Origin of the sequence: Duffyella sp. Ts4 (genome assembly GCF_051851875.1) — a bacterium.
In the GTDB taxonomy this organism is placed as follows: domain Bacteria; phylum Pseudomonadota; class Gammaproteobacteria; order Enterobacterales; family Enterobacteriaceae; genus Duffyella; species Duffyella gerundensis.
In genome coordinates, this window is record NZ_JBLYPN010000006.1 from 105,663 (window position 1) to 128,639 (window position 22,977).

The 22,977-nt window shown below is 55.6% G+C and carries 22 protein-coding genes and 1 other annotated feature; of the genes, 9 read left to right on the forward strand and 13 right to left on the reverse strand.

What is annotated here, in order from left to right; translation table 11 throughout:
• Nucleotides 1-4: 4 nt before the first annotated feature.
• Nucleotides 5-1,729 carry a bifunctional UDP-sugar hydrolase/5'-nucleotidase UshA gene (gene ushA, locus ACJY2L_RS11575; protein WP_439213088.1) on the reverse strand — a complete coding sequence of 575 codons (1,725 nt, stop codon included), beginning with the start codon at nt 1,727-1,729 and terminating at the stop codon, nt 5-7.
• Nucleotides 1,730-2,178: 449 nt separating this feature from the next.
• On the opposite strand from ushA, the gene ybaL reads away from it, so the two are divergent.
• The gene (gene ybaL / locus ACJY2L_RS11580; RefSeq protein WP_439212747.1) at nt 2,179-3,867 is read left to right on the forward strand and encodes a YbaL family putative K(+) efflux transporter; all 1,689 of its coding nucleotides are present in this window, start codon (nt 2,179-2,181) and stop codon (nt 3,865-3,867) included.
• A 47-nt stretch (nt 3,868-3,914) separates the two neighbouring features.
• Here the strand turns inward: ybaL and ACJY2L_RS11585 are convergent, their stop codons facing one another.
• The 4 genes from ACJY2L_RS11585 to ACJY2L_RS11600 form a co-directional block, all read right to left on the reverse strand.
• Nucleotides 3,915-5,216, reverse strand: coding sequence for an inosine/guanosine kinase (locus ACJY2L_RS11585; protein WP_439212746.1), 1,302 nt, complete (start codon nt 5,214-5,216; stop codon nt 3,915-3,917).
• Nucleotides 5,217-5,276: 60 nt separating this feature from the next.
• Nucleotides 5,277-6,236 carry a ferrochelatase gene (hemH, locus tag ACJY2L_RS11590; protein ID WP_067428510.1) on the reverse strand — a complete coding sequence of 320 codons (960 nt, stop codon included), beginning with the start codon at nt 6,234-6,236 and terminating at the stop codon, nt 5,277-5,279.
• Between the two features lie 114 nt (nt 6,237-6,350).
• Nucleotides 6,351-6,995, reverse strand: coding sequence for an adenylate kinase (gene adk / locus ACJY2L_RS11595; RefSeq protein ID WP_067428507.1), 645 nt, complete (start codon nt 6,993-6,995; stop codon nt 6,351-6,353).
• 202 nt (nt 6,996-7,197) lie between these two features.
• On the reverse strand, nt 7,198-8,043 hold the full coding sequence (locus ACJY2L_RS11600) for a DUF6024 family protein (protein ID WP_187486185.1): 846 nt from the start codon (nt 8,041-8,043) through the stop codon (nt 7,198-7,200).
• Nucleotides 8,044-8,212: 169 nt separating this feature from the next.
• On the opposite strand from ACJY2L_RS11600, the gene ACJY2L_RS11605 reads away from it, so the two are divergent.
• Nucleotides 8,213-9,082, forward strand: a complete 870-nt coding sequence (locus tag ACJY2L_RS11605) for a LysR substrate-binding domain-containing protein (protein ID WP_439212745.1) — start codon at nt 8,213-8,215, stop codon at nt 9,080-9,082.
• Nucleotides 9,083-9,118: 36 nt separating this feature from the next.
• On the opposite strand, the gene htpG is transcribed toward ACJY2L_RS11605, so the two are convergent.
• The 7 genes from htpG to ACJY2L_RS11640 form a co-directional block, all read right to left on the reverse strand.
• Nucleotides 9,119-10,987: a molecular chaperone HtpG gene (gene htpG / locus ACJY2L_RS11610; protein WP_173645358.1), complete on the reverse strand. Its 1,869-nt coding sequence runs from the start codon at nt 10,985-10,987 to the stop codon at nt 9,119-9,121.
• A gap of 104 nt (nt 10,988-11,091) precedes the next feature.
• On the reverse strand, nt 11,092-11,697 hold the full coding sequence (gene recR / locus ACJY2L_RS11615) for a recombination mediator RecR (protein ID WP_067428495.1): 606 nt from the start codon (nt 11,695-11,697) through the stop codon (nt 11,092-11,094).
• Nucleotides 11,697-12,029 carry a YbaB/EbfC family nucleoid-associated protein gene (locus tag ACJY2L_RS11620; protein WP_067428493.1) on the reverse strand — a complete coding sequence of 111 codons (333 nt, stop codon included), beginning with the start codon at nt 12,027-12,029 and terminating at the stop codon, nt 11,697-11,699. The genes recR and ACJY2L_RS11620 overlap by 1 nt, the downstream gene beginning before the upstream one ends.
• A 52-nt stretch (nt 12,030-12,081) precedes the next feature.
• On the reverse strand, nt 12,082-14,028 hold the full coding sequence (gene dnaX, locus ACJY2L_RS11625; protein WP_439212744.1) for a DNA polymerase III subunit gamma/tau: 1,947 nt from the start codon (nt 14,026-14,028) through the stop codon (nt 12,082-12,084).
• Nucleotides 12,682-12,743, reverse strand: a sequence feature (DnaX frameshifting element). (Overlaps the previous gene by 62 nt.)
• A gap of 221 nt (nt 14,029-14,249) precedes the next feature.
• Complete coding sequence (locus tag ACJY2L_RS11630; RefSeq protein ID WP_439212743.1) at nt 14,250-14,930, reverse strand: response regulator transcription factor; 681 nt, start codon at nt 14,928-14,930, stop codon at nt 14,250-14,252.
• Between the two features lie 245 nt (nt 14,931-15,175).
• A complete protein-coding gene (apt, locus tag ACJY2L_RS11635) occupies nt 15,176-15,727 on the reverse strand; it encodes an adenine phosphoribosyltransferase (protein WP_187487856.1) in 552 nt (183 codons plus the stop codon).
• Nucleotides 15,728-15,889: 162 nt separating this feature from the next.
• Nucleotides 15,890-16,258, reverse strand: coding sequence for a DUF454 family protein (locus tag ACJY2L_RS11640; RefSeq protein ID WP_225700928.1), 369 nt, complete (start codon nt 16,256-16,258; stop codon nt 15,890-15,892).
• A 55-nt stretch (nt 16,259-16,313) separates the two neighbouring features.
• On the opposite strand from ACJY2L_RS11640, the gene priC reads away from it, so the two are divergent.
• The 3 genes from priC to rsmS are packed head-to-tail and all read left to right on the forward strand — an operon-like array spanning nt 16,314 to nt 17,265.
• Entirely contained in the window at nt 16,314-16,814 is a 501-nt protein-coding gene (gene priC, locus ACJY2L_RS11645; RefSeq protein WP_439212742.1) for a primosomal replication protein PriC, read from the forward strand.
• Between the two features lie 36 nt (nt 16,815-16,850).
• A complete protein-coding gene (locus tag ACJY2L_RS11650; protein ID WP_067428480.1) occupies nt 16,851-17,096 on the forward strand; it encodes a hypothetical protein in 246 nt (81 codons plus the stop codon).
• Between the two features lie 10 nt (nt 17,097-17,106).
• The gene (rsmS, locus tag ACJY2L_RS11655) at nt 17,107-17,265 is read left to right on the forward strand and encodes a pleiotropic regulatory protein RsmS (protein WP_187486192.1); all 159 of its coding nucleotides are present in this window, start codon (nt 17,107-17,109) and stop codon (nt 17,263-17,265) included.
• On the opposite strand, the gene acrR is transcribed toward rsmS, so the two are convergent.
• Nucleotides 17,248-17,886 carry a multidrug efflux transporter transcriptional repressor AcrR gene (gene acrR, locus ACJY2L_RS11660; protein WP_187487854.1) on the reverse strand — a complete coding sequence of 213 codons (639 nt, stop codon included), beginning with the start codon at nt 17,884-17,886 and terminating at the stop codon, nt 17,248-17,250. The two genes, rsmS and acrR, sit on opposite strands and share 18 nt — an antisense overlap.
• Before the next feature lie 141 nt (nt 17,887-18,027).
• Here acrR and ACJY2L_RS11665 point away from each other — a divergent pair, with 141 nt between their 5' ends.
• The 4 genes from ACJY2L_RS11665 (at nt 18,028) to ykgO (ending at nt 22,924) form a co-directional block, all read left to right on the forward strand.
• On the forward strand, nt 18,028-19,224 hold the full coding sequence (locus ACJY2L_RS11665) for an efflux RND transporter periplasmic adaptor subunit (RefSeq protein WP_067428475.1): 1,197 nt from the start codon (nt 18,028-18,030) through the stop codon (nt 19,222-19,224).
• A 16-nt stretch (nt 19,225-19,240) separates the two neighbouring features.
• Entirely contained in the window at nt 19,241-22,390 is a 3,150-nt protein-coding gene (locus tag ACJY2L_RS11670; protein WP_439212741.1) for an efflux RND transporter permease subunit, read from the forward strand.
• 126 nt (nt 22,391-22,516) lie between these two features.
• Complete coding sequence (locus tag ACJY2L_RS11675) at nt 22,517-22,774, forward strand: type B 50S ribosomal protein L31 (protein ID WP_067428465.1); 258 nt, start codon at nt 22,517-22,519, stop codon at nt 22,772-22,774.
• A 9-nt stretch (nt 22,775-22,783) separates the two neighbouring features.
• Nucleotides 22,784-22,924 (forward strand): type B 50S ribosomal protein L36, encoded by a 141-nt coding sequence (gene ykgO, locus ACJY2L_RS11680; RefSeq protein WP_071852488.1) that lies wholly within the window; start codon nt 22,784-22,786, stop codon nt 22,922-22,924.
• Nucleotides 22,925-22,977: the final 53 nt, after the last annotated feature.

The following is a 22,977-nucleotide window of genomic DNA, read 5'->3' on the forward strand; positions in this document are numbered from 1 at the left end:
ACGATTACTCGTCGTCCCAGCCAAACCACGCCAGAATCATCTTTGGATAGCTGCGTTTCTTCTGCTGCTGCGCTTTATCGCGCGCCGCTTTTTCCTCTGCGGTGAGATGCACTATCTCGTTCTGCGGTGCAAATTTCGCAGCGTCGAGCGGAGCGTTTTTCTCGATATATTGTTTCAGCACTTCAGCATCGACAAAACCGGTATTTACGTAGCTCGGCAGCTGATTCAGCGGCGGATAGCCATCGCCGCCGGTGGCATTAAAACTCAGCGTCGCCATACGATAGGTTTTATCCTGTTGCAGCGGCTCACCTTTGATTTTGATATCGCTGACCGTGGTGCCATCGGCCACCAGGCTGACGTTGGCAAACTGCGCATAGGCACCCGAATCGACCTGCTTGTTTGCCACCACCGCCAGATAACGGGCGATCTCGCTGCCTTTCATATCCACGTAAACCAGCGTGTTGCCAAACGGCTGCACCTTGAGCACATCTTTGTAGGTGATCGGACCGGATTCAATCGAATCACGCACGCCGCCGCCGCTCATTACGGCAAAATCCGCGCCGGTACGCGCCATCTGTCCGGCCAGAATCAGCCGCGCCATATTGGTTTGCACAAAGCGCACCTTGTTGCGATCCCCTTCCAGGCGGCCATTAACGCTACCAATTTTCACATTCAGCTGCGCCTCACCCTTTTTCTGGAATGGCGTCAGCAGCTTCATCATGGCGGTATTTTTTGGAATTTCCGCTTCGTAGTTAACCCACTCGTCGTTGCCGCTGCTGTTTTTCACCTTGTGCTTGAGGTTCACCGGCACCAGCGCGTAGTGCTCCAGCGTCAGCTCACCGTTGCGGAAGGTAAAGTCGGCACGACCCACATACTTGCCCCACTCGTGCGCCTGCACGATCCAGGTGCCGTTCTGCCGATCGGGCTCGCACGGTGTACCGGGCACATAGTCAGCCTGCTTAACGTTCTCTTTGGCCATGCAAACCGGGTCCTGGGAGTGGCCACCGACAATCATGTCGAGGTAGCCCTTTGGCAGCTCACGCGCCATTTCCACGTCGCCAGGCGCATTGGAACCGTGATTACCGTTGTCGTAATGCCCCATGTGGGTGACAGCAATAATCACATCAGGCTTTTCGGTGGCACGCAGGGTTTCAATCAGCGCCTTCGCTTCCGCAGCAGGCTTGCGGAACTCCATGTCAGTAAAGTATTCCGGATTGCCGATTTTCGCCGTGTCATCGGTGGTCAGGCCGATAACGGCAATTTTCAGTCCCATGCGGTTGAAGATGGCATAGGGCTTGAACAGGCGTTTGCCGGTGCTTTTCTGATAGATATTGGCGGACAGCAGCGGGAATTTAGCCCACTTCTCCTGCTGGCGCAGCACCGCCAGCGGATTATCAAACTCGTGATTGCCGATGGCCATCGCATCATAACCAATCAGGTTCATGCCGCGAAAATCGGGTTCGGCATCCTGCAGATCGGATTCCGGCACGCCGGTATTGATGTCGCCGCCCGACAGAATCAGCGCCCCGCCACCTTTGGCCTGTACGTCATAACGCAGGCTGTCCATCAGCGTTTTTTGCGCCGCCAGACCATATTCGCCCCGCTCGTTGTACCAGAAGCGGCCATGATGATCGTTGGTGTGCAATACCGTGAAACGGTAGCTGCGATCTTTTTCAAAGGCCTGTGACAGGCCCGGAACGGCAAGCAGCGACAGCAGCAACGTACCCAGAACGGTTTTTTTAGCGAATGGCAAAGCAATCTCCTTGTCAGTGGCGACAGGCAGTCCCGCCTGAGACCAGCAGGAATCGGTGTTTTATCTACACCCGGAAAGGGGCTGGCACCGATTATGTCGCATTTTGCAACGCGGCGAAAAGCCTCAATCATCGGGCAATGCATTCAGTGCAGCGTCAGGGAAATCGTGCTCTCATCGTCATTATCAGGCTTCGTTTATAGTAATTGACGACATTCCCGCAGGGAAATCTGCTTTCGCCGCGTGGCAATAACCCTCGATTACTGGCCTTTTTAAAGAGATAACTGACAAAAAAGGCGTGTTCCATCCAGTGTCTTGACCAGATACCTCTTTTTTGTAGTTTAACGGTAAATTTTTAAACGGTATGGCTATTTTTGCCATACACTTAATGGTTACAACCGGACACAATTACTCACAAGGAGACTGGCATGCATCACACCACACCGCTCATTACCACCATTGTTGGTGGCCTGGTTCTCGCCTTCGTGCTGGGCATGCTGGCACAACGTCTGCGCATTTCTCCTTTGGTCGGTTATTTGCTGGCGGGCGTGCTGGCGGGCCCCTTTACCCCGGGCTTTGTTGCCGATACCAACCTGGCGCCAGAGTTGGCAGAACTCGGCGTTATCCTGCTGATGTTTGGCGTTGGCCTGCACTTTTCGATGAAAGATCTGATGGCGGTGAAAGCGATCGCCATTCCAGGCGCTATTGCCCAGATAGTGGTCGCTACCCTGTTGGGATGGGGATTGGCGTGGAGCATGGAATGGCCGATCATGACTGGACTGGTGTTTGGTCTTTGTCTCTCCACCGCCAGTACCGTGGTGTTGCTGCGCGCGCTGGAAGAGCGGCAACTGATTGACAGCCAGCGTGGTCAGATCGCCATTGGCTGGTTAATTGTTGAAGATTTAGTGATGGTGCTGGCGCTGGTGCTGCTGCCCGCGATTGCCGGCATGCTGGAACAGGGCAATGCCAGCGCGTCGCTGCTCGCCTGGGATCTGCTGCTGACCATCGGCAAAGTGGCCGCCTTTATGGTGCTGATGATGGTGGTGGGACGCCGCGTGGTGCCGTGGATCCTCGCCAAAAGCGCCGCCACCGGCTCACGGGAGCTGTTTACGCTCGCCGTGCTGGCACTGGCGCTGGGTATCGCGCTGGGCGCGGTGGAGTTCTTTGACGTCTCCTTTGCGCTCGGCGCGTTCTTTGCTGGCATGGTGCTCAACGAATCAGAACTGAGCCATCGCGCTGCTCACGATACCTTGCCGCTGCGCGACGCTTTTGCCGTGCTGTTTTTTGTCTCGGTCGGCATGCTGTTTGATCCGATGATTTTGGTAGAGCAGCCGCTGGCGGTGCTGGGCGCGCTGGTGATTGTCGTCATCGGCAAATCCGCGGCCGCCTGGCTGCTGGTCACGCTGCTGGGGCATTCGCGCCGCACCGCGCTGACCATTTCCGTAAGCCTGGCGCAAATTGGTGAGTTCGCGTTTATTCTCGCCGGACTCGGTATCTCTCTTAATCTGCTCAGCGAGGAAGGTCGCAATCTGGTACTGGCGGCGGCCATCCTGTCGATTATGCTCAACCCGATTCTTTTCACACTGCTGGAGCGCTATCTGGCAAAAGCGGAAAGCAAAGCCGAACAGGCTGGCGACGAGCCTGCTGATGAAGAGAAACAGATTCCGGTCGATATCTGTAATCATGCGGTGATTGTGGGCTATGGCCGCGTGGGCAGCCTGTTGGGTATCAGCCTGATTGAAAGCGAAGTGCCAATGGTGGTGGTGGAGAATTCCCGGCCGCGCATTGAGGCGCTACGCGAACAGGGCATTAGCGCGGTGCTGGGTAATGCCGCGCGGGCAGAAACCATGCAGCTGGCGCGGCTCGATTGCGCGCGCTGGCTGATTATCACCATTCCCAATGGCTATGAATCTGGCGAAGTGGTCACTGCCGCACGGGCAAAATATCCCGATTTAACGATTATCGCCCGCGCGCATTACGACGACGAAGTGAGTTATATTTTTGATCGCGGTGCCAATCAGGTAATTATGGGCGAGCGTGAAATCGCCGGCAGCATGCTAAAGCTGCTACAGCAGGAACTGGACACCAAACCGCTGGTGCAGGCCTGCCCCATCTGATCGCCCTTTTTTATCAGCCCTTGTGATGGCAAGGGCTGACACTGGCATTACCGTTCCCAGTACGCCTCTTCCAGACTGTCTTCACGCTCCGGCAAGCCGCGCGTTAACCGTGGCGCATGCTGATTCAACACCTGATAACTCACGCGATTGGCATATTTGCACACCTGCGCCAGAGAGGAATAGGTCAGATAGCTGCGCGCATGCTTACTGGAGTTCGGCACGTTGGAACGATGGAAGTTGTTGGCGGTGATATCGTGCAGCACCGCCGCCAGCGCGCCGTCGCCTGCGCCATTGGTATTGCGGATACGTTCCGGGCCGCCCATATAGGGGGCAATGTGCGAGAAAATACGCAGCGGCTGTTCGCAATCCTGATGGCGCATCGCGCGGCTAAACTCATACTGATTAAATTCTGCGATGGCGCCCGGCAGCAGCGGATGATTGGTTTTGCGTTTAAATGCCTCTTCCGTAAAGCCCGCCATATAGAGGCCATTCGGCCCGGCGGTGCAGAGCACCAGATCAACCCAGTCCAGCGCCATATTGCACGCCAGTAGGGGATCGCTTTCGCCGGTTAGCTCACAGGCTTCATCTTCGTTCATCGCCACAATGGAGACATGATCGCGCAGAAACGCCCGCCAGAAACCCGGGTCGTCGGCAATGACATATTTGGTCCCCAGCGTCAGCACCACCGGCACGTTATGCTTTTTCGCGCAGTGAATGGCGTGCATGGTGGCTTCCGGCATTGGCTCGCCCGGCTTGCAGCGAATCAGATAGCTGGTTAACACCAGCGCAGAAGCCCCGGCAATGACCGCTTCGGGAATACTTTCCGGACGCAGCTGATTCATCAAACCCGGGCTGATAGCGAAGGTACGTTCGCCGTTGTCGCCGATCAGGGTAAAACAGCGACCAATAGCACCATCGACGCCTTGCAGATGATTGAGATCGGTGCGGCTGGAGGTGTTGCAGAGATAGCGATAGGCGTAGCTGCCAATCTGCACGTGGTTGCACATCACGCCGAGCAGCACGGAGCGATCGTCGGCCAGTACCGAATAGTTATGCAGCGTGTTACCAATGGTGCCGCCCGCGAACTGATCGGTAATCAGCTGCTTATCCACCAGCTCCTGATAGAGCGCGTCGGCGACATCATCTTCAATCACCAGCGAGTGCCCGGCGCTCAGGCCATAACGATGCACAAACTCATCGTCGACTTTGGCTTCAATATCGACCAGTGTCTGATCGATGCCCACTATCCAGCTACTGCCCTGCTCATTTTCAACCTGAGCGTGCAGCAGCGGATCGCGGGCATTAACGGGGAAATAGTGTTTGGATTTACGTTTACCGGGAAATTTCATCAGGTGTGGGCGCTTCAGCAGAAATCAGGCAGAGAATGATATCACTCTCTGCCCGTGCTTTCAGCGTTGCGCATTGACCAGATCGAGCATCATCTCGATATGTTCATCATCATCATTCAGCGCCGGAATGTATTCGAACTTCTCGCCGCCGCCTTTGAGGAAGATTTCGCAGTTCTCTTCGCTGATCTCTTCCAGCGTCTCCAGACAGTCAGCGGCAAAGCCCGGACTCATGACCTGAATATGCTTGATGCCTTTGGCGCCAAGGCCACCCAAGGTTTCATCGGTGTAAGGCATCAGCCAGGGCTCGCGGCCAAAGCGAGACTGGAAGGTCATCATCACTCTGTCGGCAGGCAGACCCAGCGCCTGCGTCAGCGCCGCGAAGGTATCTTTGCAACGTATCGGATAGTCATCACCTTCGTTGGCAAAGCGCTGCGGGATACCGTGGAATGACATCACCAGCAGGTCGGGCTGACCATGCTTTGCAAAAGAGCGCTCGACCGATGATTTCAGGGCGGCGATGTAACGCGGATGTTCAGCGTAATCGCGAATAAACTGCACGTCCGGCAGCGAGCGATAACCGCGGAACACCTCGGTCAATCCGTCCCAGACCGCACCCACGGTTGAACAGGAGAATTGCGGATAAAGCGGCAGCACGATTAGGCGCGTTACACCCTGCGCCATCAGGCTGTCGACCGCGCTTTTCAGGCTGGGATTACCGTAACTCATGCCCAGCGCCACCGGCATATCGAGCCGCGCCGCCAGTTTCTCGCGTTGACGCTTGCTGTAAACCATCAGCGGTGAACCTTCGTCCATCCAGACCGACGCGTAGAGTTTTGACACGCGAGGCGAACGCAGCGGCAGAATCACGCCGTTAAGCAGCGGCCACCACAGCCAGCGTGGCGTATCGACCACGCGCGGATCGCTGAGGAATTGTTTCAGATAACGTTTAACGGCAGCGGATGTCGGGGCATCAGGCGTGCCCAGGTTGACCAGCAGAACGCCGGGTTTATCGAGCCTCAAAGTCAAACTCCTTTCGGCAGAACAGGATAAGTAAAAACCAGAGGGATTGTAGCGGAAAACCACGACGGGAAAAGCAATTGCTGCAAAAGGGGCCAGAGCGGCCCCTTTTTGAAATTAACCGAGGATCTGTGCCAGTTCCTGGCTCACTTCGGTGACTTTACGCGTGCCATCAATTTTGTGGTACGCGGTATGGCCTGCGGCCGCTTCTTTGCTGTAGTAAGCGATCAGCGGTGCGGTCATCTCGTGGTATTCCACCAGGCGTTTACGCACGGTCTCTTCCTGATCGTCTTTACGCGTGGTCAGCTCGTCGCCGGTGACGTCATCTTTACCTTCCACTTTCGGCGGATTAAATTTGACGTGATAGACACGGCCAGACGGCGCATGGACGCGACGACCCACGATACGATCGACAATCAGTTCATCCGGTACGGCAAACTCCAGTACGTAATCCACCTTGATGCCCGCCTCTTTCATAGCGTCGGCCTGTGGAATGGTGCGTGGAAAACCATCAAGCAGGAAACCTGACTTGCAATCGTCCTGCGCAATGCGCTCTTTAACCAGCGCGATAACCAGCTCATCAGTGACCAGTTTACCGGCATCCATGATCGCTTTAGCCTGGTTGCCGAGCTCCGTGCCCGCCTTGACCGCTGCACGCAGCATGTCGCCAGTAGAGATCTGCGGAATACCGTATTTCTCCATAATAAACTGAGCCTGAGTGCCCTTACCTGCGCCCGGAGCGCCGAGCAGAATAATACGCATTGCGTAAATCCCCTTGCGAATAGCATGTGTAAAACTGCGAAGGCCAAGAACATACCATTATGGCCCGCTCTCCACAAGGAAGCGGATAGCGGCTGCGCCCAGCAAGAAAGGCCCGATTAGCGGCCATTGCATGCCATGATCGCCACCTTTTTAGCGAATTGCCAGCCTTAAGCGGACGAAGCGCCTTTTTTCAGAATCCTGGCTAACGCGCAGCCGCCAGTAACAGCCGTTGCAGACGCTGCGTCAGCGCTTCTGTCATTGTTACCGGCTGGCTGCCGTCGCCGCGCGCGCTGGCAGCCAAATGCAACAAGCCGCGCTCGCGGCAATAGAAGCCGTCGCCAGACGACAAGGCCAGTGCACTGCCCCACGCTGGCGTCAACGGGATGCAGCTAAAGGGCAGGCCGGGCGCGCTGACCGAACGTACCAGTAACGGCTGCTCCAGACAAATGGGCGCGACCCGCGCGACGTTATAAGGCTGCCAGCCGCGGCTGGCGATACGCTGTAACGCGGCCTCCACCGCGGTGACTTTTACCAGCGACTGCTCAAACAGCCGCAGTTCACTACGCATCCAGGTGCTGAAGGCGCAGGTACGTAATGCCACCAGAACAAGCGAATGGGTCAACGCGGCATGGCTCCCCAGTGTGGTAATGAACAACTGTCCGTGCTCCACCAGCTCACCGTGCAGCAGCGTGGCGAAGCTCTCGCTGGCGTCGATTACCCCTTGCCCGCCGTGATCGTCAGGCGCCGTTACCTTGCCGTTGAGCGGACTGACATGTTCGATGATCGCGATGCTGTCGGTCTGCGGCGGCAGGCAACGTGGCGATGGCTGGAGTTCGCTGGCGGCAAAGGTGAACTGGCGCCGCTGACGATTCATGGCTTCCTGACGAATCATCAGCTGAGAAAGGATTAGACGGGCAACGCGCTGCGAAGGCATGAAAAACAGATCAAAGCGATCCAGCTTGTAGAGACGGGACAGTTGCAGGCGCAGCTGATGGCATTGTTTCTCGCGATGTCGCGCGGAGAGCGTTTTATCTGATCGGGTGTGCATGACGTGCGACCGTTATTTTCATCAGGGCATTCCTTCGCCGAATGGCAACGCACAGCCCGAAGGGCACGTCAACCTGCCAATATCTGTACCTCAGGTTAGGTGAACGTGGCTGGACATTAAATTGATATAAATGAACAATCCCTGTGAGTATTTCTTACAGGAGGCAACGATGGCCGGACTGCCTTCTCTTCGGGCGCTTTACTACTTCCATCAGGCTGCGGCCTGTAACAGTTTTAGCCTGGCGGCGCAAAAACTGAACGTAACACACAGCGCTATTAGCCATCAGATCCGCCAGCTTGAAGCCTGGATGGGCAAGCCCCTGTTCCTGCGTATTAACGGCGGCGTGCGGCTGACGGCTAAGGGTGAAACCCTGCTGCTGAGCTGCCACAGCGCGTTTGGCGAGCTGACGCGCATCTGTGAGCATATCCGTAGCGATGACGTGCGGCGACTGCGGCTCTCCTGCGCGCCGAGCTTTCTCTCGCAGTGGTTGATTCCCCGACTGGCGAGCTTTTATGCCCGCTATCCCACCACAGAACTGCAGTTTCTGCCGCTGGGCGATACCGATCAGCTGCGCAACGGCGATATTGACGTGTTGATCCTCAGTGCCACCGCCGGGCACGCGCAGGATATCGACGTCACGCTGATCGAAGATGATTACATTGGGCCACTCTGCTCGCCGCAGCTGGCAACCATCGTCGCCGGGCACAGCGATTTCTTTACCCTGCCGCTGCTGCATGCGGATACCAAGCGCTACGCCTGGGCAGAATGGGCAGCAAAAAGCGGCGTGCCGGGCAATTTTGACGCCGGACGCCGTTTCGACAACCTGACTCTGGGCATTCAGGCGGCACGCAATGGTCTGGGGATTATTATGGCGCCGCGTTCGCTGGTCACACAGGAGCTGAAAAATGGCACGCTGGTCGCGCCGCTGGGATTTGAGCTGGCCGATCGGGCCACCTGGATGATGACGATTCGTCGTCGGCAGCAGGAAGAAGAGATTACGCAGTTTCGTGACTGGCTACAGCAGGCGGTGCGGGAATAAAAAAAGGGCGGCATCGCTGCCGCCCCGTGTTGCTGTTTATGCCGTCAGCAGCTGGTTCATGCGACGGATAAACTGGTTTGGATCGTCGAGCGTGCCGCGTTCAGCCAGCAGCGCCTGATCCATCAACAGCTCAATCCACTCGGCAAAGCGCGCTTCGTCGGTGGTCTCTGCCGCGCGCTTGACCAGCGCGTGATCCGGGTTGATTTCAAAGTTGTACTTCACTTCCGGCACCGGCTGTCCGGCGGCGGCAAACAGCTTAGCCATTTGCGTGCCCATCTCATCAGCATCGGTGGTAACGATGGCTGGCGTGTCGGTCAGGCGGTGCGTCAGACGCACTTCTTTCACCCGATCGGCCAGCAGCGTTTTCACCCGCTCAACGAATGGTTCAAGCGCTTTTTCCGCTTCTTTCTGCTCTTCGCTCTCCTCATCCGCCAGTTTATTCAACGCGTCATCCGCTTTGCTGACCGACTGGAACGCTTTGCCGTCAAACTCAGTCAGGTAGCTCATCATCCATTCGTCGATGCGATCGGAGAGCAGCAGCACCTCAATGCCTTTTTTACGGAACAGCTCCAGGTGCGGGCTGCTTTTCGCCGCAGCATAGCTGTCTGCGGTGATGTAATAGATTTTTTCCTGACCTTCAACCATGCGGCTGACGTACTCTTCCAGCGAGACGTTCTGCACGCTGCCTTCGCTGCTGGTGGAAGCAAAACGCAGCAGCTTCGCGATGGTCGCCTGGTTGGCGCTGTCCTCAGCCGGACCCTCTTTCAGCACCAGACCGAACTGCTGCCAGAACTGCTGATACTTCTCACTGTCATCTTTAGCCAGTTTTTCCAGCATCTGCAGCGCGCGTTTGGTCAGCGCGTTGCGCAGACTCTGGGTAACCCGGCTGTCCTGCAGGATTTCACGGGAAACATTGAGCGGCAGATCGTTGGAGTCGATCAGACCACGCACAAAGCGCAGATAGTTCGGCATGAACTGTTCAGCGTCATCCATGATGAAAACGCGCTGCACATAGAGTTTCAGTCCATGCTTATGATCGCGGTTCCACATATCCCACGGAGCCTGAGCCGGGATATAGAGCAGGCTGGTGTATTCCTGCTTACCTTCAACACGGTTATGGCTCCAGGCCGCCGGATCGGTGAAGTCATGGGCGATATGTTTGTAGAACTCTTTGTACTCTTCTTCACTGATGTCCGCTTTATTACGCGTCCACAGCGCCTGGGCTTTGTTGATCTTTTCCCAGCTGGTGGTGTCGTTCTCTTCATCGTGCGTTTCGATCTCTACCGGCAGCGCGATATGATCGGAATATTTGCTGATGATGTTACGCACGCGCCAGGCGTCGAGGAACTCATCCTCACCTTCACGCAGGTGCAGGGTAATTTCGGTGCCGCGGTCTTCTTTGGTGATATCGGCAATGGTGTAATCACCTTCGCCTGCGGATTCCCAGAATACCGCTTCGTCAGCAGCAGCACCGGCAGCGCGCGTACGTACCGAGACTTTATCGGCCACGATAAAAGCAGAGTAGAAGCCGACGCCAAACTGGCCAATCAACTGGCTGTCTTTCGCCTGATCGGAACCGAGGGATTCCAGAAAGCTTTTGGTGCCTGATTTGGCAATGGTGCCCAGGTTCTCAATGACCTCGTCACGACGCATACCGATACCGTTATCGCTTAGCGTCAGGGTGCGTTTTTCCTTGTCTACGGCCACACGCACACGAAGTTCACCGTCACCTTCATACAGATCCGGCGAGGATAACGCGCGGAAGCGCAGCTTATCGGCCGCATCGGAGGCGTTTGAGATCAGCTCACGCAGGAAGATCTCTTTGTTTGAATAGAGGGAATGGATCATCAGGTGCAGAAGCTGTTTCACCTCTGACTGGAAGCCACGTGTCTCTTGTCCTTTCATGGTCATTGATACCTCAACTGAAGCAGGTTTAACGAACGTTGAGGAGAAGATGGGGATAAAAAAAAGCTTTTCAAGACGGTGCGGCGAACCGCACCGGTGAATGGTCAATATTTAATCTTGTGACGCCCGGCCAGCGAGTGCGACAGCGTGGTGCCATCGACCATTTCCAACTCACCGCCTACCGGCACACCGTGCGCGATGCGGCTGGCGTCCACGCCATATTGCCCGCAGAGTTCAGCAATATAGTTGGCTGTGGCCTCGCCTTCCACCGTGGGATTGGTGGCAAGGATCACTTCCTGCAAAGTTTCACTTTCCAGCCGCTGCTCAAGGCGATCGAGGCCGATATCCTGTGGACCAATGCCGTCCATCGGCGACAAATGGCCCATCAGCACAAAGTAGCGTCCGGCAAACTGCCCGGTTTGCTCAATGGCGTGAATATCCGCTGGACTTTCCACCACGCAGATTTGCCCATTTTGCTGCCGACGAGGATTGGCGCAAATCGTGCAAATTTCCTGCTCGGTAAAGGTGCGGCAGTGCGCGCAGTGGCCGATTTCAGACATGGCGCGGGTCAGTGCCTGCGCCAGCCGCATACCGCCGCTGCGATCGCGTTGCAACAGCTGAAACGCCATGCGCTGTGCCGACTTTGGGCCCACGCCCGGCAGGCAGCGCAGTGACTCCATCAGGGCTTCAAGAAGCGGACTGGTTTGCATCAGAACGGCATCTTAAAGCCTGGTGGCAGCTGCATACCGGACGACACGCCCGCCATTTTCTCTTTCTGCGCTTCAGCAACGCGACGTGCAGCGTCGTTAAAGGCCGCAGCCACTAAATCTTCCAGCATATCTTTGTCATCTTCCAGCAGGCTGGGATCGACTTCAACACGACGGCAGTTGTGCGCACCGTTGATGGTGACTTTTACCAGACCGGCACCTGATTCGCCGGTCACTTCCATGGCGGCGATCTCTTCCTGAACCTGCGCCATTTTGTCCTGCATTTGCTGGGCCTGTTTCATCAGGTTACCCAAACCGCCTTTACCACCAAACATAGTCGTCTCTCTCAGCTAAGGCTGCTTCAAGCATATGCGTTGAGCAGCGTTTTCAAACGGGGCGAATGCTCTCTTCATCCAGATCTGCATCGAAGAACCGACACAGCGCCTGAATATGACTATCCGCGATTATAGACTGACGCGCCTGCGCCAGCTTTTCGTCATAAATTGCCTGCCGCCACTCCAGCGGCGTCAACACTGCTAAATTATCATCTTCTACGACCGACAGTTCAACCGTCTCTCCTGCCGCCTGACTTAGCGCCTCCTGCAGCACTTTCTGCGCTGAAGGTGAGTGTAGATGGCGCTGGCTGGAGCGTAAATGTAAGCAGACGCCGTTGCTGGTCTGCTCTTTCCAGGCATTTAGCGCCAGCTGCTGCACCAGTTTCGGCAGTGTCAGCGTGGCTATCTCGGCTGCCCAGCTGTCGCGCTGCTGTGCTTCCAACATCAGGCGAGCGGCCAGCTCCGGCGTTTTTTCCAGCTCCAGCGCCATGCGTAGCGCTTTTGGCGTGGCAACCGGCTCGGCAACCTGTTCCTGCTCTTTCTGCTGGGACGTCCAGCGATAGGCCTCTTTTTTTGCCGGCTCGCTTTCGGCAGCGGGCGCTTTACGCGGCAGCCCGCGCTCAGAGACCGCAGCCAGGCGTTCCAGCGCCGAGGTTGCCGGCCGCGCTACAGGCGCTGCCGGCTCACTCTTTTTTGGCCGGGATACTCCCTGCTGGCGCAGCAATTGCGTACGCGCCTGCAGGAGCTGGCTGGTGGTGCTGGAGGCCGCTGGCGTAGCATCTGCGGGCGGCGGCGTCACGTCAGCCGTTTTTTCGGTAGCCGGTGCCGCGGGCTGTAGCTTTTGCGGCGGCATCGCTGGCGCAGGCTGTGCCACCATCGCCGGACGCGCGTTGACCGGTTCATCGATAGTTTGCTGAGGATGGAACGCCAGCGCACGCAGCAGTGTCATTTCCACGCCCATGCGCCGATCCGGCGCCAGCGGCAGCTCTTTACGCCCGGTGAGCAGCATCTGGTAATAGAGCTGCACATCAACCGGCGGCAAGGTGCGCGCCAGTTCGCGCAGGCGCTGCAGATTCAGCGCGTCTTCATCGCCTGAGGCGGTGGGCAGCAGTTGAATCATGGCAACACGGTGCAGCAGGCGCAGCATCTCCACCAGCAGCGCTTCCCACTCCACGCCGCGGCTCGCGGCCTGATTAAGCAAGGCCATGACCGCTTCGCCATCGGCAGCGGCCAGCGCTTCAATCAGCGCCAGTGGCTGCTCATCATCCATGGTGCCCAGCATCGCGGTGACGCTGTCGGTGGTGACGCTGCCCTGCCCCATGGCGATGGCCTGATCGGTCAGACTCAGCGCATCGCGCATGCTGCCATCGGCGGCGCGCGCCAGCAGCTGTAATGCGCGCGGCTCAGCTTCAACCTGCTCATGCTGCAAGACGTGCGCCAGCTGACCCCGAATTTGATCGACATCCAGCGCCTTGAGATGAAACTGCAAACAGCGCGATAAGATGGTGACCGGTAGCTTTTGCGGATCGGTGGTGGCGAGCAGAAATTTCACGTGCTCCGGCGGCTCTTCCAGCGTTTTCAGCAACGCGTTGAAGCTGTGCCGCGATAGCATGTGTACTTCATCGATAAGGTAAACTTTGAAGCGCCCTCGCGCGGGAGCGTACTGAACGTTATCCAGCAGATCGCGCGTGTCCTCGACTTTGGTGCGGGACGCGGCATCGATCTCGATCAGATCGACAAAGCGGCCCTGCTCAATCTCGCGGCAGTTATCGCACTGGCCGCACGGCGTGGCCGTAATGCCAGTTTCGCAGTTCAACCCTTTGGCTAACAGCCGTGCGATGGTGGTTTTCCCCACGCCGCGCGTGCCGGAAAACAGCCAGGCGTGATGGATGCGGCCAAGGGATAAACCGTTGGCCAACGCTGTCAGTACGTGCTCCTGACCAACGACATCAGAAAAGGCTTGTGGACGCCACTTGCGGGCAAGAACCTGATAGCTCATGAGGACTCAATCGTTGAACGTGTGTGGTTGTAAGCTGGAGTGCAAAATGCACCTGTTGCGAGCGGAAGTGGGTAACAACACAGCGCATGCTCATTGCAACGAAACTGCGTGCTAGTTTAGCAGCAGCACCCTGATATGCCTATCACTTTAGGCGGCCGCTGAGCCACTCATCAGCCGCGGTTTTCCGCCCGCATTGCACTGTACAAGATTAGCGGAAACAGTCAGTTATGATCCAGATCGATGCCTTCGCTAATAAAGCGCGCCCGCTCAAACTTGCTATCAATATAGAGCTTACGCAGGCCGTTATACTTATGGCTGCTGACGGTTTTTATACTCATTTGTTGCGCTTCAGCAATGGCCTTTATCGACTCACCGGCGATCAGCGCCCGCAGCACGGTTTTCTCCCGCGCGGTCAACTCTCCCCACAGATAGCGCAACGCGCGGGCGTTAACCGGCAGTTTTGATGCAATACAGGGGCTGATCACCCGCTCGCCAAGTGCAATAGCGATGAGCTGCTCGCGGATGGCGATCAACGAGGCTTTACGCGACAACAGGCTGAACTGTGTCATCCCGTGCAGCTGGCAGAGCTGGACTTGCGACAGCTTATCGCTGAACAACCCTATCCGCAGCGCGGGCAGTTGCGCAGCCAGATTCAGCAGCATGGTAATCCCTTCTTTATCGCTTTCTCCCACGCCGCTTCGCTCGCTGATCAGAAGATCAACCGGCTGCTGCTGCAGGCGAACAGCCATGATCGTCGTTTGCCGCTCCTGCCAGACAACTTTAATCGGCACGGGCAAGTTCTGTAGCAGTGTGGCAATGCCGTGCAGCGTCATGGATGAGCTGTCGATGATGGCGGCAGATAACGCGCCAGCACAGCAGCGCTCTGCGCTTAGGCCCGCCATTATCGCCTCCTCAGGCAGGCGCGATGCAGGCGCGATGCGCGCAGGCTTTTTTTACGCAGCAGACGCCAGTGCATCACGCAGGCGAACAGAAAAACAGAGAAAGTGCCGATTAACAGGTTTAATAATGGATGCCACACGTTGAGTCGCCTCGCTGTTCAGGATGATAAACAGTGAGTTGTGGGCTGAAAGAAGGGGTTCCGAACAGATGAAAATAGTCCGCCCCGCTTGTGCGGAGCGGAAAACGCTTAGTGGCCCGGGAAGTTTACCAGGCTATAACACTGGATGCCCATGGCATTGAGACGGGCTTCGCCGGTGAGATCAAACAGGTTAATGATGAAGGCGGCATCGGTGACTTCACCACCGGCACGGCGAATCAGTTTTGCCGTTGCTTCAATGGTGCCACCGGTAGCGAGCAAGTCATCCACTACCAGCACGTTATCGCCGGGCTGGATCGCATCACGGTGCAGTTCAAGCTGATCGCTGCCATATTCCAGCTCATAGCGTTCGCTGTAGGTTTCACGTGGCAGCTTGCCAGGTTTACGCACCGGCACAAAGCCGACGCCCAATCCCAGAGCAACGGGTGCGCCGAACAGAAAGCCTCGCGCTTCGGTGCCGACCACTTTGGTGACGCCGCTATCACGGAAGCGCGCAACCAGCAGATCGATAGCCAGGGCAAAGGCTTTGGGATCTTCCAGCAGGCTGGTGACGTCGCGAAAAAGAATGCCTGGCTTTGGATAATCCGGGACGCTTTTAATACTCTGTTTCAGAAATTCAAGCTGCTGAGCAGTTGCGGTCATAATGAGATGCCTGGTAAAAACAGTGTTACGCGCAGCTTCAGCGCGCCGCAGCAGAGGGGCCACAGGGCGAAATGATGATGAGTCAGGGAAACTACGCACGAAAACGCCTAAATCTAAGCAAACCGCCGAATAATTGCAACCTCATTACCGCGGCACGGCAAATTACTCCCCGGCATCGATCACCGGCATGCGCGCCATGAAAATCAGCAGAATGGTCAACATCATCAACAGCATAATGCGTACCCACAGCACCGGCACCAGCCATAACGACAGGGCAAAGGTTGCCAGAATAAACAGGATCGCCCGCGATTTAGCCCCTTTTGGCAGCGCGCGATGCTGCTGCCAGTGACGAATATAACGCCCAAACCACGAGCGCCACAGCAGCCAGTGATGAAAACGCGGCGATGATCGAGCAAAACACCAGGCGGCGAGCAGCATAAACGGCGTGGTCGGCAGCAGCGGCAGCACAATGCCTAACGTTCCCAGCACAATCGCTAACCAACCAATAATGATTAAAATAATACGCTGCATAATGCGGCTCAACAGGAATAAACTGAGGCCACTTTATCATAGCGGCCCCTGAAGCATGAACCGGCAACAGCTGTTCCTTGAAATCGAAAAACTTCAGCAGCGGCTAACGGCGCAGGCCGCCGCTCTGAAACATTATAAAGTGAAGCGCGGCAGTTTCGATCGCCAGCTTTTCACCACCTGTAGCAGCGCGCCGCAGGACTACCTGCAGGAAATTTCGCAACACCTGACGCAGTTCAGGGATGAAAAAGATGTGGCGCGAGCAGGCTGGCTGGCGGAGAAACTGGTTAACCAGATCACCGCGCTACAGCGCCAATTCGCCAGCCAGCCTGCAGTGGTGCGCGCCGTGCCCGCGGTGGTGCCGGATGCGATCGCGCAGCATGAGGAGTTTGCCCGGCGTTTGCAGGCGATGCTCGATCAGCGGGAAGTGCAGCTGGCGCAGGCTGACACGCTGCTTCAGCAGCAGACGCTTAAACGTGAGCTGGAAGCGCTGGAGCAGCGTCTCAAGCGTTGTATGCAGGCGCTGATCCAACTTAAAGCGGATTTGCCCGCGCGTTAACTATACTTATGAGCCAGATTTAACAGAGGAGGCGTTATGGGCTTGTTGTCATGGATTGTCACCGGTGCTGCTGCCGGAGCGGTGGCACGCTATTTTTTACCGGGCCGTCCCGGCGGATTCGTTGCCGTTCTGGTGCTGGCTGTCATCGGCGCCCTGATCGGCGGCTATATCAGCAGTTATTTTGACTGGGGAACGCTGGCGGTGATTCATCCACGTGCGCTGGGGCTGGCGCTGGTCGGTGCCCTGCTGATGATTCTGGTTGCCCGAAAACTTCGCCTGTGAGGAAACGATAATGTCCCTGGAAAGTGCGCCAGATGAGGTCAAACTGGCCGTTGATCTGATCATGCTGCTTGAAGAGAGCCAGATAGAAGCCGATACGGTATTGGCCGCGCTGGAGATCGTTAAGCAAGATTATGAAAAAAAAGCCGCGCGTTTAATCAGCCAGCCGTAGCGACGGACTGAGCCGCAGCATATCGATAAAGCCATCGATAAGCGTGGCGGCTTCGGCAGCAAGATCAAATTTCTCCGGACTGAATAACCAGTTCTCCATTAAACCGGTAACGTAGCTGCGCATAATAATGGCGGTGCGTCGAGTGTTTAACGCCGAAGGGAGTTGTCCGGCGTCAATGCATTGCCTCAGCACTTCCTCTATTTTCTCATAACACTCAGCCAGCAACCGTTGCTGCATATGCTGTAAAACAGCCATCTCACCGACAAATTCACATTTATGAAAGATAATCTCCATTAATGCACGTCTGCGACAATCATGAACGGTTGCCTCAAGCAGGTGAATTAGCATGGCGCGTAAAACGGAGAGTGGATCGCCGGGGAATTTTGACTGATACTCAAGCTCCACTTCATCAAGACTGGAATCGGTTTGCATCCAGATTTCATTGAGTAAATCGGTCTTGTTTTTAAAATGCCAGTAGATGGCGCCGCGCGTTACACCAGCAGCAGCCGCAACGTCAGCAAGTGAGGTTGCAGAAACACCCTGTTCTGAAAAGCAGCTTATCGCTGCATCAATGATATGGCCTCGTGTTTCAAGTGCTTGTTGTTTGGTTTTTCGTGCCATAAGGTGTTTTTTTGCGGAAAGGCAGATTTACATACATTTGCGAATGTATGTACCATAGCACGACCATAATTTAAACGCAGCAATGGGTTCAAGGGTTTGTGATCCATTGGACGATCGATAGCGGACACTCGAGGTTTATTTATGAATAAGAACAGAGGAATCAAGCCTCTGGCGGCCTTCCTGATGCTTTCAGGCAGCGTGGCACTGATAGGCTGTGATGATAACAAATCTCAACAGGCACCGGCTCAACAGGCACCCGAAGTTGGCGTGTTAACGTTGAAAAGCGAGCCGTTGAAAATTACCACTGAGCTACCAGGCAGAACCAATGCTTATCGCATTGCGGAAGTACGCCCACAGGTTTCCGGCATTATTTTAAAGCGCAACTTTGTTGAGGGAACGGATATTAAAGCGGGTGAATCGCTTTATCAGATCGATCCGGCGACTTACCAGGCGGCTTACGACAGTGCAAAAGGCGATCTTGCTCAGGCGCAGGCTAATGCACAAATCGCGGCCACCACGGTTAAGCGTTACAAACCGCTGCTCGGCACCAAATATATCAGTCAGCAGGATTACGATCAGGCGATCTCTACTCAGAGCCAAACCTCTGCTGCAGTTCAGGTTGCAAAAGCGAGTGTGGAAACCGCGCGCATTAACCTGGCCTACACCAAAGTAACCTCGCCTATCAGCGGCCGCATTGGTAAATCTGCTTTTACCGAAGGTGCGCTGGTGCAAAATGGTCAAACGGATGCGCTGGCAACCGTGCAGCAACTCGACCCTATCTATGTTGACGTCACCCAATCCAGTGACGATTTCATGCGTCTGCGTAACGAACTCGAATCTGGCAAGCTGAAACAGAATGACGGCAAAGCCAGCGTCACCCTTCTGCTGCAAAACGGTAGCGAATATAGTCAGACCGGTACATTAGAATTCTCTGATGTCAGCGTCGATCAAACCACCGGCTCCATCACCCTGCGTGCCGTCTTCCCTAACCCGGAACATCGTCTGCTGCCAGGGATGTTTGTCCGTGCACGTCTGGAAGAAGGCATCAATCCAAATGCGCTGCTGGTGCCACAACAGGCGGTAACGCGTACGCCAACCGGTCAGGCAACGGCAATGGTCGTGGGTGCGGATAATAAAGTGGCCGTACGTTCGCTGAAAACCGATCAGGCGATTGGCGACAAATGGTTAGTGACTGAAGGTCTGAAAGATGGCGATCGGGTGATTACCACGGGTACCCAGCGAGCGAAGCCAGGCGCGCAGGTCACGCCGCAGGAAGTTTCAGCAGATGCTAAAGCTGATGCTGCTCCGCAAGCCAATGCTGACAACAAGCAGCCTTAACAGGAGCCACTGACACATGGCTAAGTTTTTTATCGATCGCCCTATCTTCGCGTGGGTCATCGCCATCATCATCATGTTGGCAGGCGCGCTGTCGATTTTGCAATTACCGATTGAGCAATATCCCAATGTTGCGCCAACGGCCGTGCAAATTCGCGCCAGCTATCCGGGTGCGGATGCGAAGACCCTGCAGGATTCGGTTACGCAGGTTATCGAGCAGAACATGAATGGCATTGACGGACTGATGTATATGTCCTCAAACAGCGATTCATCGGGCACTCTGCAGCTGACTATCTCTTTTGAATCAGGAACTAACCCAGACATTGCTCAGGTTCAGGTGCAGAACAAACTGCAGCTGGCTATGCCGCTTCTGCCTCAGGAAGTGCAACAACAGGGTATTCAGGTTCAGAAATCCTCCAGCAGCTTCCTGATGGTAGCGGGCTTTGTGAGCGAAGATGGCAGCATGACGCAGAATGACATTTCTGACTATGTTGCCTCTAACATCAAAGATCCGATCAGCCGCGTGACCGGCGTGGGCGATACGCAAATCTTTGGTGCGCAGTACGCGATGCGTATCTGGATGGATCCTGACAAGCTCAATAACTATCAGCTCACGCCTGTGGATGTCGTCACTGCAATCACCACGCAGAACGCCCAGGTCGCGGCAGGTCAGTTAGGCGGTACGCCAGCGGCGCCGGGCCAACAGCTCAATGCCTCGATCATTGCACAGACACGTTTAACCTCCACTGATGAGTTCGGCAAAATTTTGCTGAAGGTCAATCAGGATGGTTCGCAGGTGCGCCTGCGCGACGTAGCGAAAATCGAGCTTGGCGGTGAAAACTACGAAACCATAGCCCAATACAACGGTAAGCCTGCCTCCGGTATCGGTATCAAACTGGCTACCGGTGCTAACGCGTTGGATACCGCTGAAGCGGTAAAAGCGGAGCTGGCTAAACTGGCACCGAACTTCCCGGCAGGTATGAAAACGGTTTATCCGTACGACACCACGCCGTTCGTGAAAATCTCTATTCACGAAGTGGTGAAAACGCTGTTTGAAGCGATCGTGCTGGTCTTCCTGGTTATGTACTTGTTCCTGCAAAACTTCCGCGCCACGTTGATCCCAACGATTGCCGTGCCGGTAGTGCTGTTGGGAACGTTTGCCATCATCAACGCCTTTGGCTATTCGATAAACACCTTAACCATGTTCGGGTTGGTGCTCGCCATCGGGCTGTTGGTGGATGATGCGATCGTGGTGGTGGAAAACGTCGAGCGCGTGATGGCCGAAGAAGGTATCTCGCCTAAAGAAGCGACCAAGAAGTCGATGGAACAGATTCAGGGCGCGCTGGTCGGTATTGCGCTGGTGCTCTCTGCGGTCTTTATTCCAATGGCCTTCTTCGGCGGTTCAACCGGTGTCATCTATCGCCAGTTCTCGATCACCATCGTTTCTGCCATGGTGCTGTCGGTCATTGTGGCGTTGATTCTGACGCCAGCGCTGTGTGCCACCATGCTGAAGCCGATCAAAAAAGGCGATCACGGCAAAACCACCGGTTTCTTCGGCTGGTTTAACCGCGTCTTTGATAAGAGCACCAACCATTATACCGACAGCGTGGGCCACATCGTGCGCAGCACCGGTCGTTATCTGGTGATCTATCTGCTGATCGTGGTTGGTATGGCATTCCTGTTCCTGCGTCTGCCCTCTTCGTTCCTGCCGGAGGAGGATCAGGGCTTGCTGCTGGCTCAGGCGCAGCTGCCTGCCGGTGCAACACAGCAACGTACGCAGAAGGTGCTGAATCAGGTATCGGACTACTTCCTGACCAAAGAAAAAGCGAACGTGAAGTCGGTGTTTACCGTGAGTGGCTTCGGTTTTGCCGGTCGTGGACAGAACACCGGTATCGCCTTCGTCAGCCTGAAAGAGTGGGATGAACGTAGCGGCGCTGACAACAAAGTGCCAGCCATTGCCGGTCGCGCTATGCAGGCGTTGGGTGCGATTCGCGATGGTATGGTTATTCCGTTTAACCTGCCGGCTATTATCGAACTGGGTAACGCCACCGGCTTCGACTTTGAACTGATCGATCAGGCTAACCTCGGTCATGACAAGTTAATGCAGGCGCGTAATCAGCTGTTCGGCATGATCGCCCAGCATCCCGATACGCTGGTCGGCGTTCGTCCAAACGGTATGGAAGATACGCCGCAGTACAAACTGATGATCGATCAGGAGAAAGCGCAGGCGTTAGGCGTCTCACTGTCTGATATCAACACCACGCTGGGTGCAGCCTGGGGTGGCTCCTACGTCAATGACTTTATCGATCGCGGTCGCGTGAAGAAAGTGTATGTCATGGGTAACGTTGAATCGCGCATGCTGCCTGGCGATATTAATAAGTGGTTTGTACGCGCCAGCAACGGCGAGATGGTGCCCTTCTCCTCTTTTGCTACGGCAAAATGGCAGTATGGTTCACCGCGACTTGAGCGTTATAACGGCCTGCCGTCAATGGAGATTCTGGGTCAGCCTGCACCGGGCAAGAGTTCGGGCGATGCGATGAAACTGATGGAGGAGCTTACGTCTAAGTTGCCAGCCGGTATCGGCTACGACTGGACCGGTATGTCCTATCAGGAACGTCTGTCGGGCAACCAGGCACCCGCGCTGTATGCTATCTCGCTGATTGTCGTCTTCCTCTGTTTGGCTGCACTGTATGAGAGCTGGTCCATTCCGTTTGCGGTTATGTTGGTGGTGCCATTAGGGGTAATCGGTGCGCTGATCTTTACCACGCTGCGTGGATTGAGCAACGACGTTTACTTCGTGGTAGGCCTGCTGACGACGGTGGGACTATCGGCGAAGAACGCCATCCTCATCGTGGAATTTGCCAAGGATTTGATGGAGAAAGAGGGCAAAGGCTTAATTGAGGCGACGCTGGAAGCGGTACGTATGCGTTTACGTCCGATTCTGATGACCTCACTCGCCTTTATTCTCGGTGTACTGCCGCTGACCATCAGTACCGGTGCCGGTTCCGGCGCGCAAAACGCCGTAGGTACTGGCGTAATGGGCGGTATGGTGACGGCAACCGTGCTGGCTATCTTCTTCGTACCGGTGTTCTTTGTGGTGGTTCGCCGCCGCTTCAGCAAGAACAAAGATGAAGTGGAAAAAGGCCATCCGGTTGAACACCATCAGTAAGTAATCTTTGCACGTTAAGAGGCCGCTTTTGCGGCCTCTTTTTTTTGCCTGTTATTCGAGGATTGCAAAGTCATTCTGCACGCCCTATACTATTGTTACGTTATAACATAACAATTTGGAGCATGTATGAAATCAGGTATTCATCCTGACTATCGTCAGGTGGTCTTCCATGACACTACCGTCGACAGCTGGTTTAAAATTGGCTCAACCATCAAGACCGACCGCAGCGTGGAATTCGAAGGCGCAACCTATCCTTACGTCACACTGGATGTCTCTTCCGCCTCACATGTCTATTACACCGGCAAGCAGAAAGAGTTTGCTAAAGAAGGCAGCGCGGCACGCTTCAATAAGCGTTTTGGCCGTTTTCTTGGTTCAGCGAAGTAAGGGAAACAGATGCAGGTGCTTAGCTCGCTGCGCTCCGCTAAGGCGCGCCATAAAGATTGCAAAGTGGTACGTCGTCGCGGTCGCATTTATGTGATTTGTAAAACCAATCCACGTTTCAAGGCCGTTCAGGGAAGAAAGAAAAGAAGATAAGCACGTTGTGCATGATGTGATTTGCCGGATGATTGATCCGGCTTTTTTTTTGC

Excerpts from the sequence above, each read along its gene's own strand:
- ACJY2L_RS11670 (WP_439212741.1), top strand. The coding sequence starts at position 19,241 with ATGGCTAAGTTTTTTATCGATCGCCCTATCTTCGCGTGGGTCATCGCC.
- ACJY2L_RS11605 (WP_439212745.1), top strand. The coding sequence starts at position 8,213 with ATGGCCGGACTGCCTTCTCTTCGGGCGCTTTACTACTTCCATCAGGCT.
- ACJY2L_RS11600 (WP_187486185.1), bottom strand. The coding sequence starts at position 8,043 with ATGCACACCCGATCAGATAAAACGCTCTCCGCGCGACATCGCGAGAAA.
- rsmS (WP_187486192.1), top strand. The coding sequence starts at position 17,107 with ATGTCCCTGGAAAGTGCGCCAGATGAGGTCAAACTGGCCGTTGATCTG.
- acrR (WP_187487854.1), bottom strand. The coding sequence starts at position 17,886 with ATGGCACGAAAAACCAAACAACAAGCACTTGAAACACGAGGCCATATC.
- ACJY2L_RS11640 (WP_225700928.1), bottom strand. The coding sequence starts at position 16,258 with ATGCAGCGTATTATTTTAATCATTATTGGTTGGTTAGCGATTGTGCTG.
- recR (WP_067428495.1), bottom strand. The coding sequence starts at position 11,697 with ATGCAAACCAGTCCGCTTCTTGAAGCCCTGATGGAGTCACTGCGCTGC.
- htpG (WP_173645358.1), bottom strand. The coding sequence starts at position 10,987 with ATGAAAGGACAAGAGACACGTGGCTTCCAGTCAGAGGTGAAACAGCTT.
- ACJY2L_RS11630 (WP_439212743.1), bottom strand. The coding sequence starts at position 14,930 with ATGGCGGGCCTAAGCGCAGAGCGCTGCTGTGCTGGCGCGTTATCTGCC.
- ACJY2L_RS11675 (WP_067428465.1), top strand. The coding sequence starts at position 22,517 with ATGAAATCAGGTATTCATCCTGACTATCGTCAGGTGGTCTTCCATGAC.
- ACJY2L_RS11650 (WP_067428480.1), top strand. The coding sequence starts at position 16,851 with ATGGGCTTGTTGTCATGGATTGTCACCGGTGCTGCTGCCGGAGCGGTG.
- apt (WP_187487856.1), bottom strand. The coding sequence starts at position 15,727 with ATGACCGCAACTGCTCAGCAGCTTGAATTTCTGAAACAGAGTATTAAA.
- ACJY2L_RS11665 (WP_067428475.1), top strand. The coding sequence starts at position 18,028 with ATGAATAAGAACAGAGGAATCAAGCCTCTGGCGGCCTTCCTGATGCTT.
- ykgO (WP_071852488.1), top strand. The coding sequence starts at position 22,784 with ATGCAGGTGCTTAGCTCGCTGCGCTCCGCTAAGGCGCGCCATAAAGAT.
- adk (WP_067428507.1), bottom strand. The coding sequence starts at position 6,995 with ATGCGTATTATTCTGCTCGGCGCTCCGGGCGCAGGTAAGGGCACTCAG.
- dnaX (WP_439212744.1), bottom strand. The coding sequence starts at position 14,028 with ATGAGCTATCAGGTTCTTGCCCGCAAGTGGCGTCCACAAGCCTTTTCT.
- priC (WP_439212742.1), top strand. The coding sequence starts at position 16,314 with ATGAACCGGCAACAGCTGTTCCTTGAAATCGAAAAACTTCAGCAGCGG.
- ybaL (WP_439212747.1), top strand. The coding sequence starts at position 2,179 with ATGCATCACACCACACCGCTCATTACCACCATTGTTGGTGGCCTGGTT.
- ACJY2L_RS11620 (WP_067428493.1), bottom strand. The coding sequence starts at position 12,029 with ATGTTTGGTGGTAAAGGCGGTTTGGGTAACCTGATGAAACAGGCCCAG.
- ACJY2L_RS11585 (WP_439212746.1), bottom strand. The coding sequence starts at position 5,216 with ATGAAATTTCCCGGTAAACGTAAATCCAAACACTATTTCCCCGTTAAT.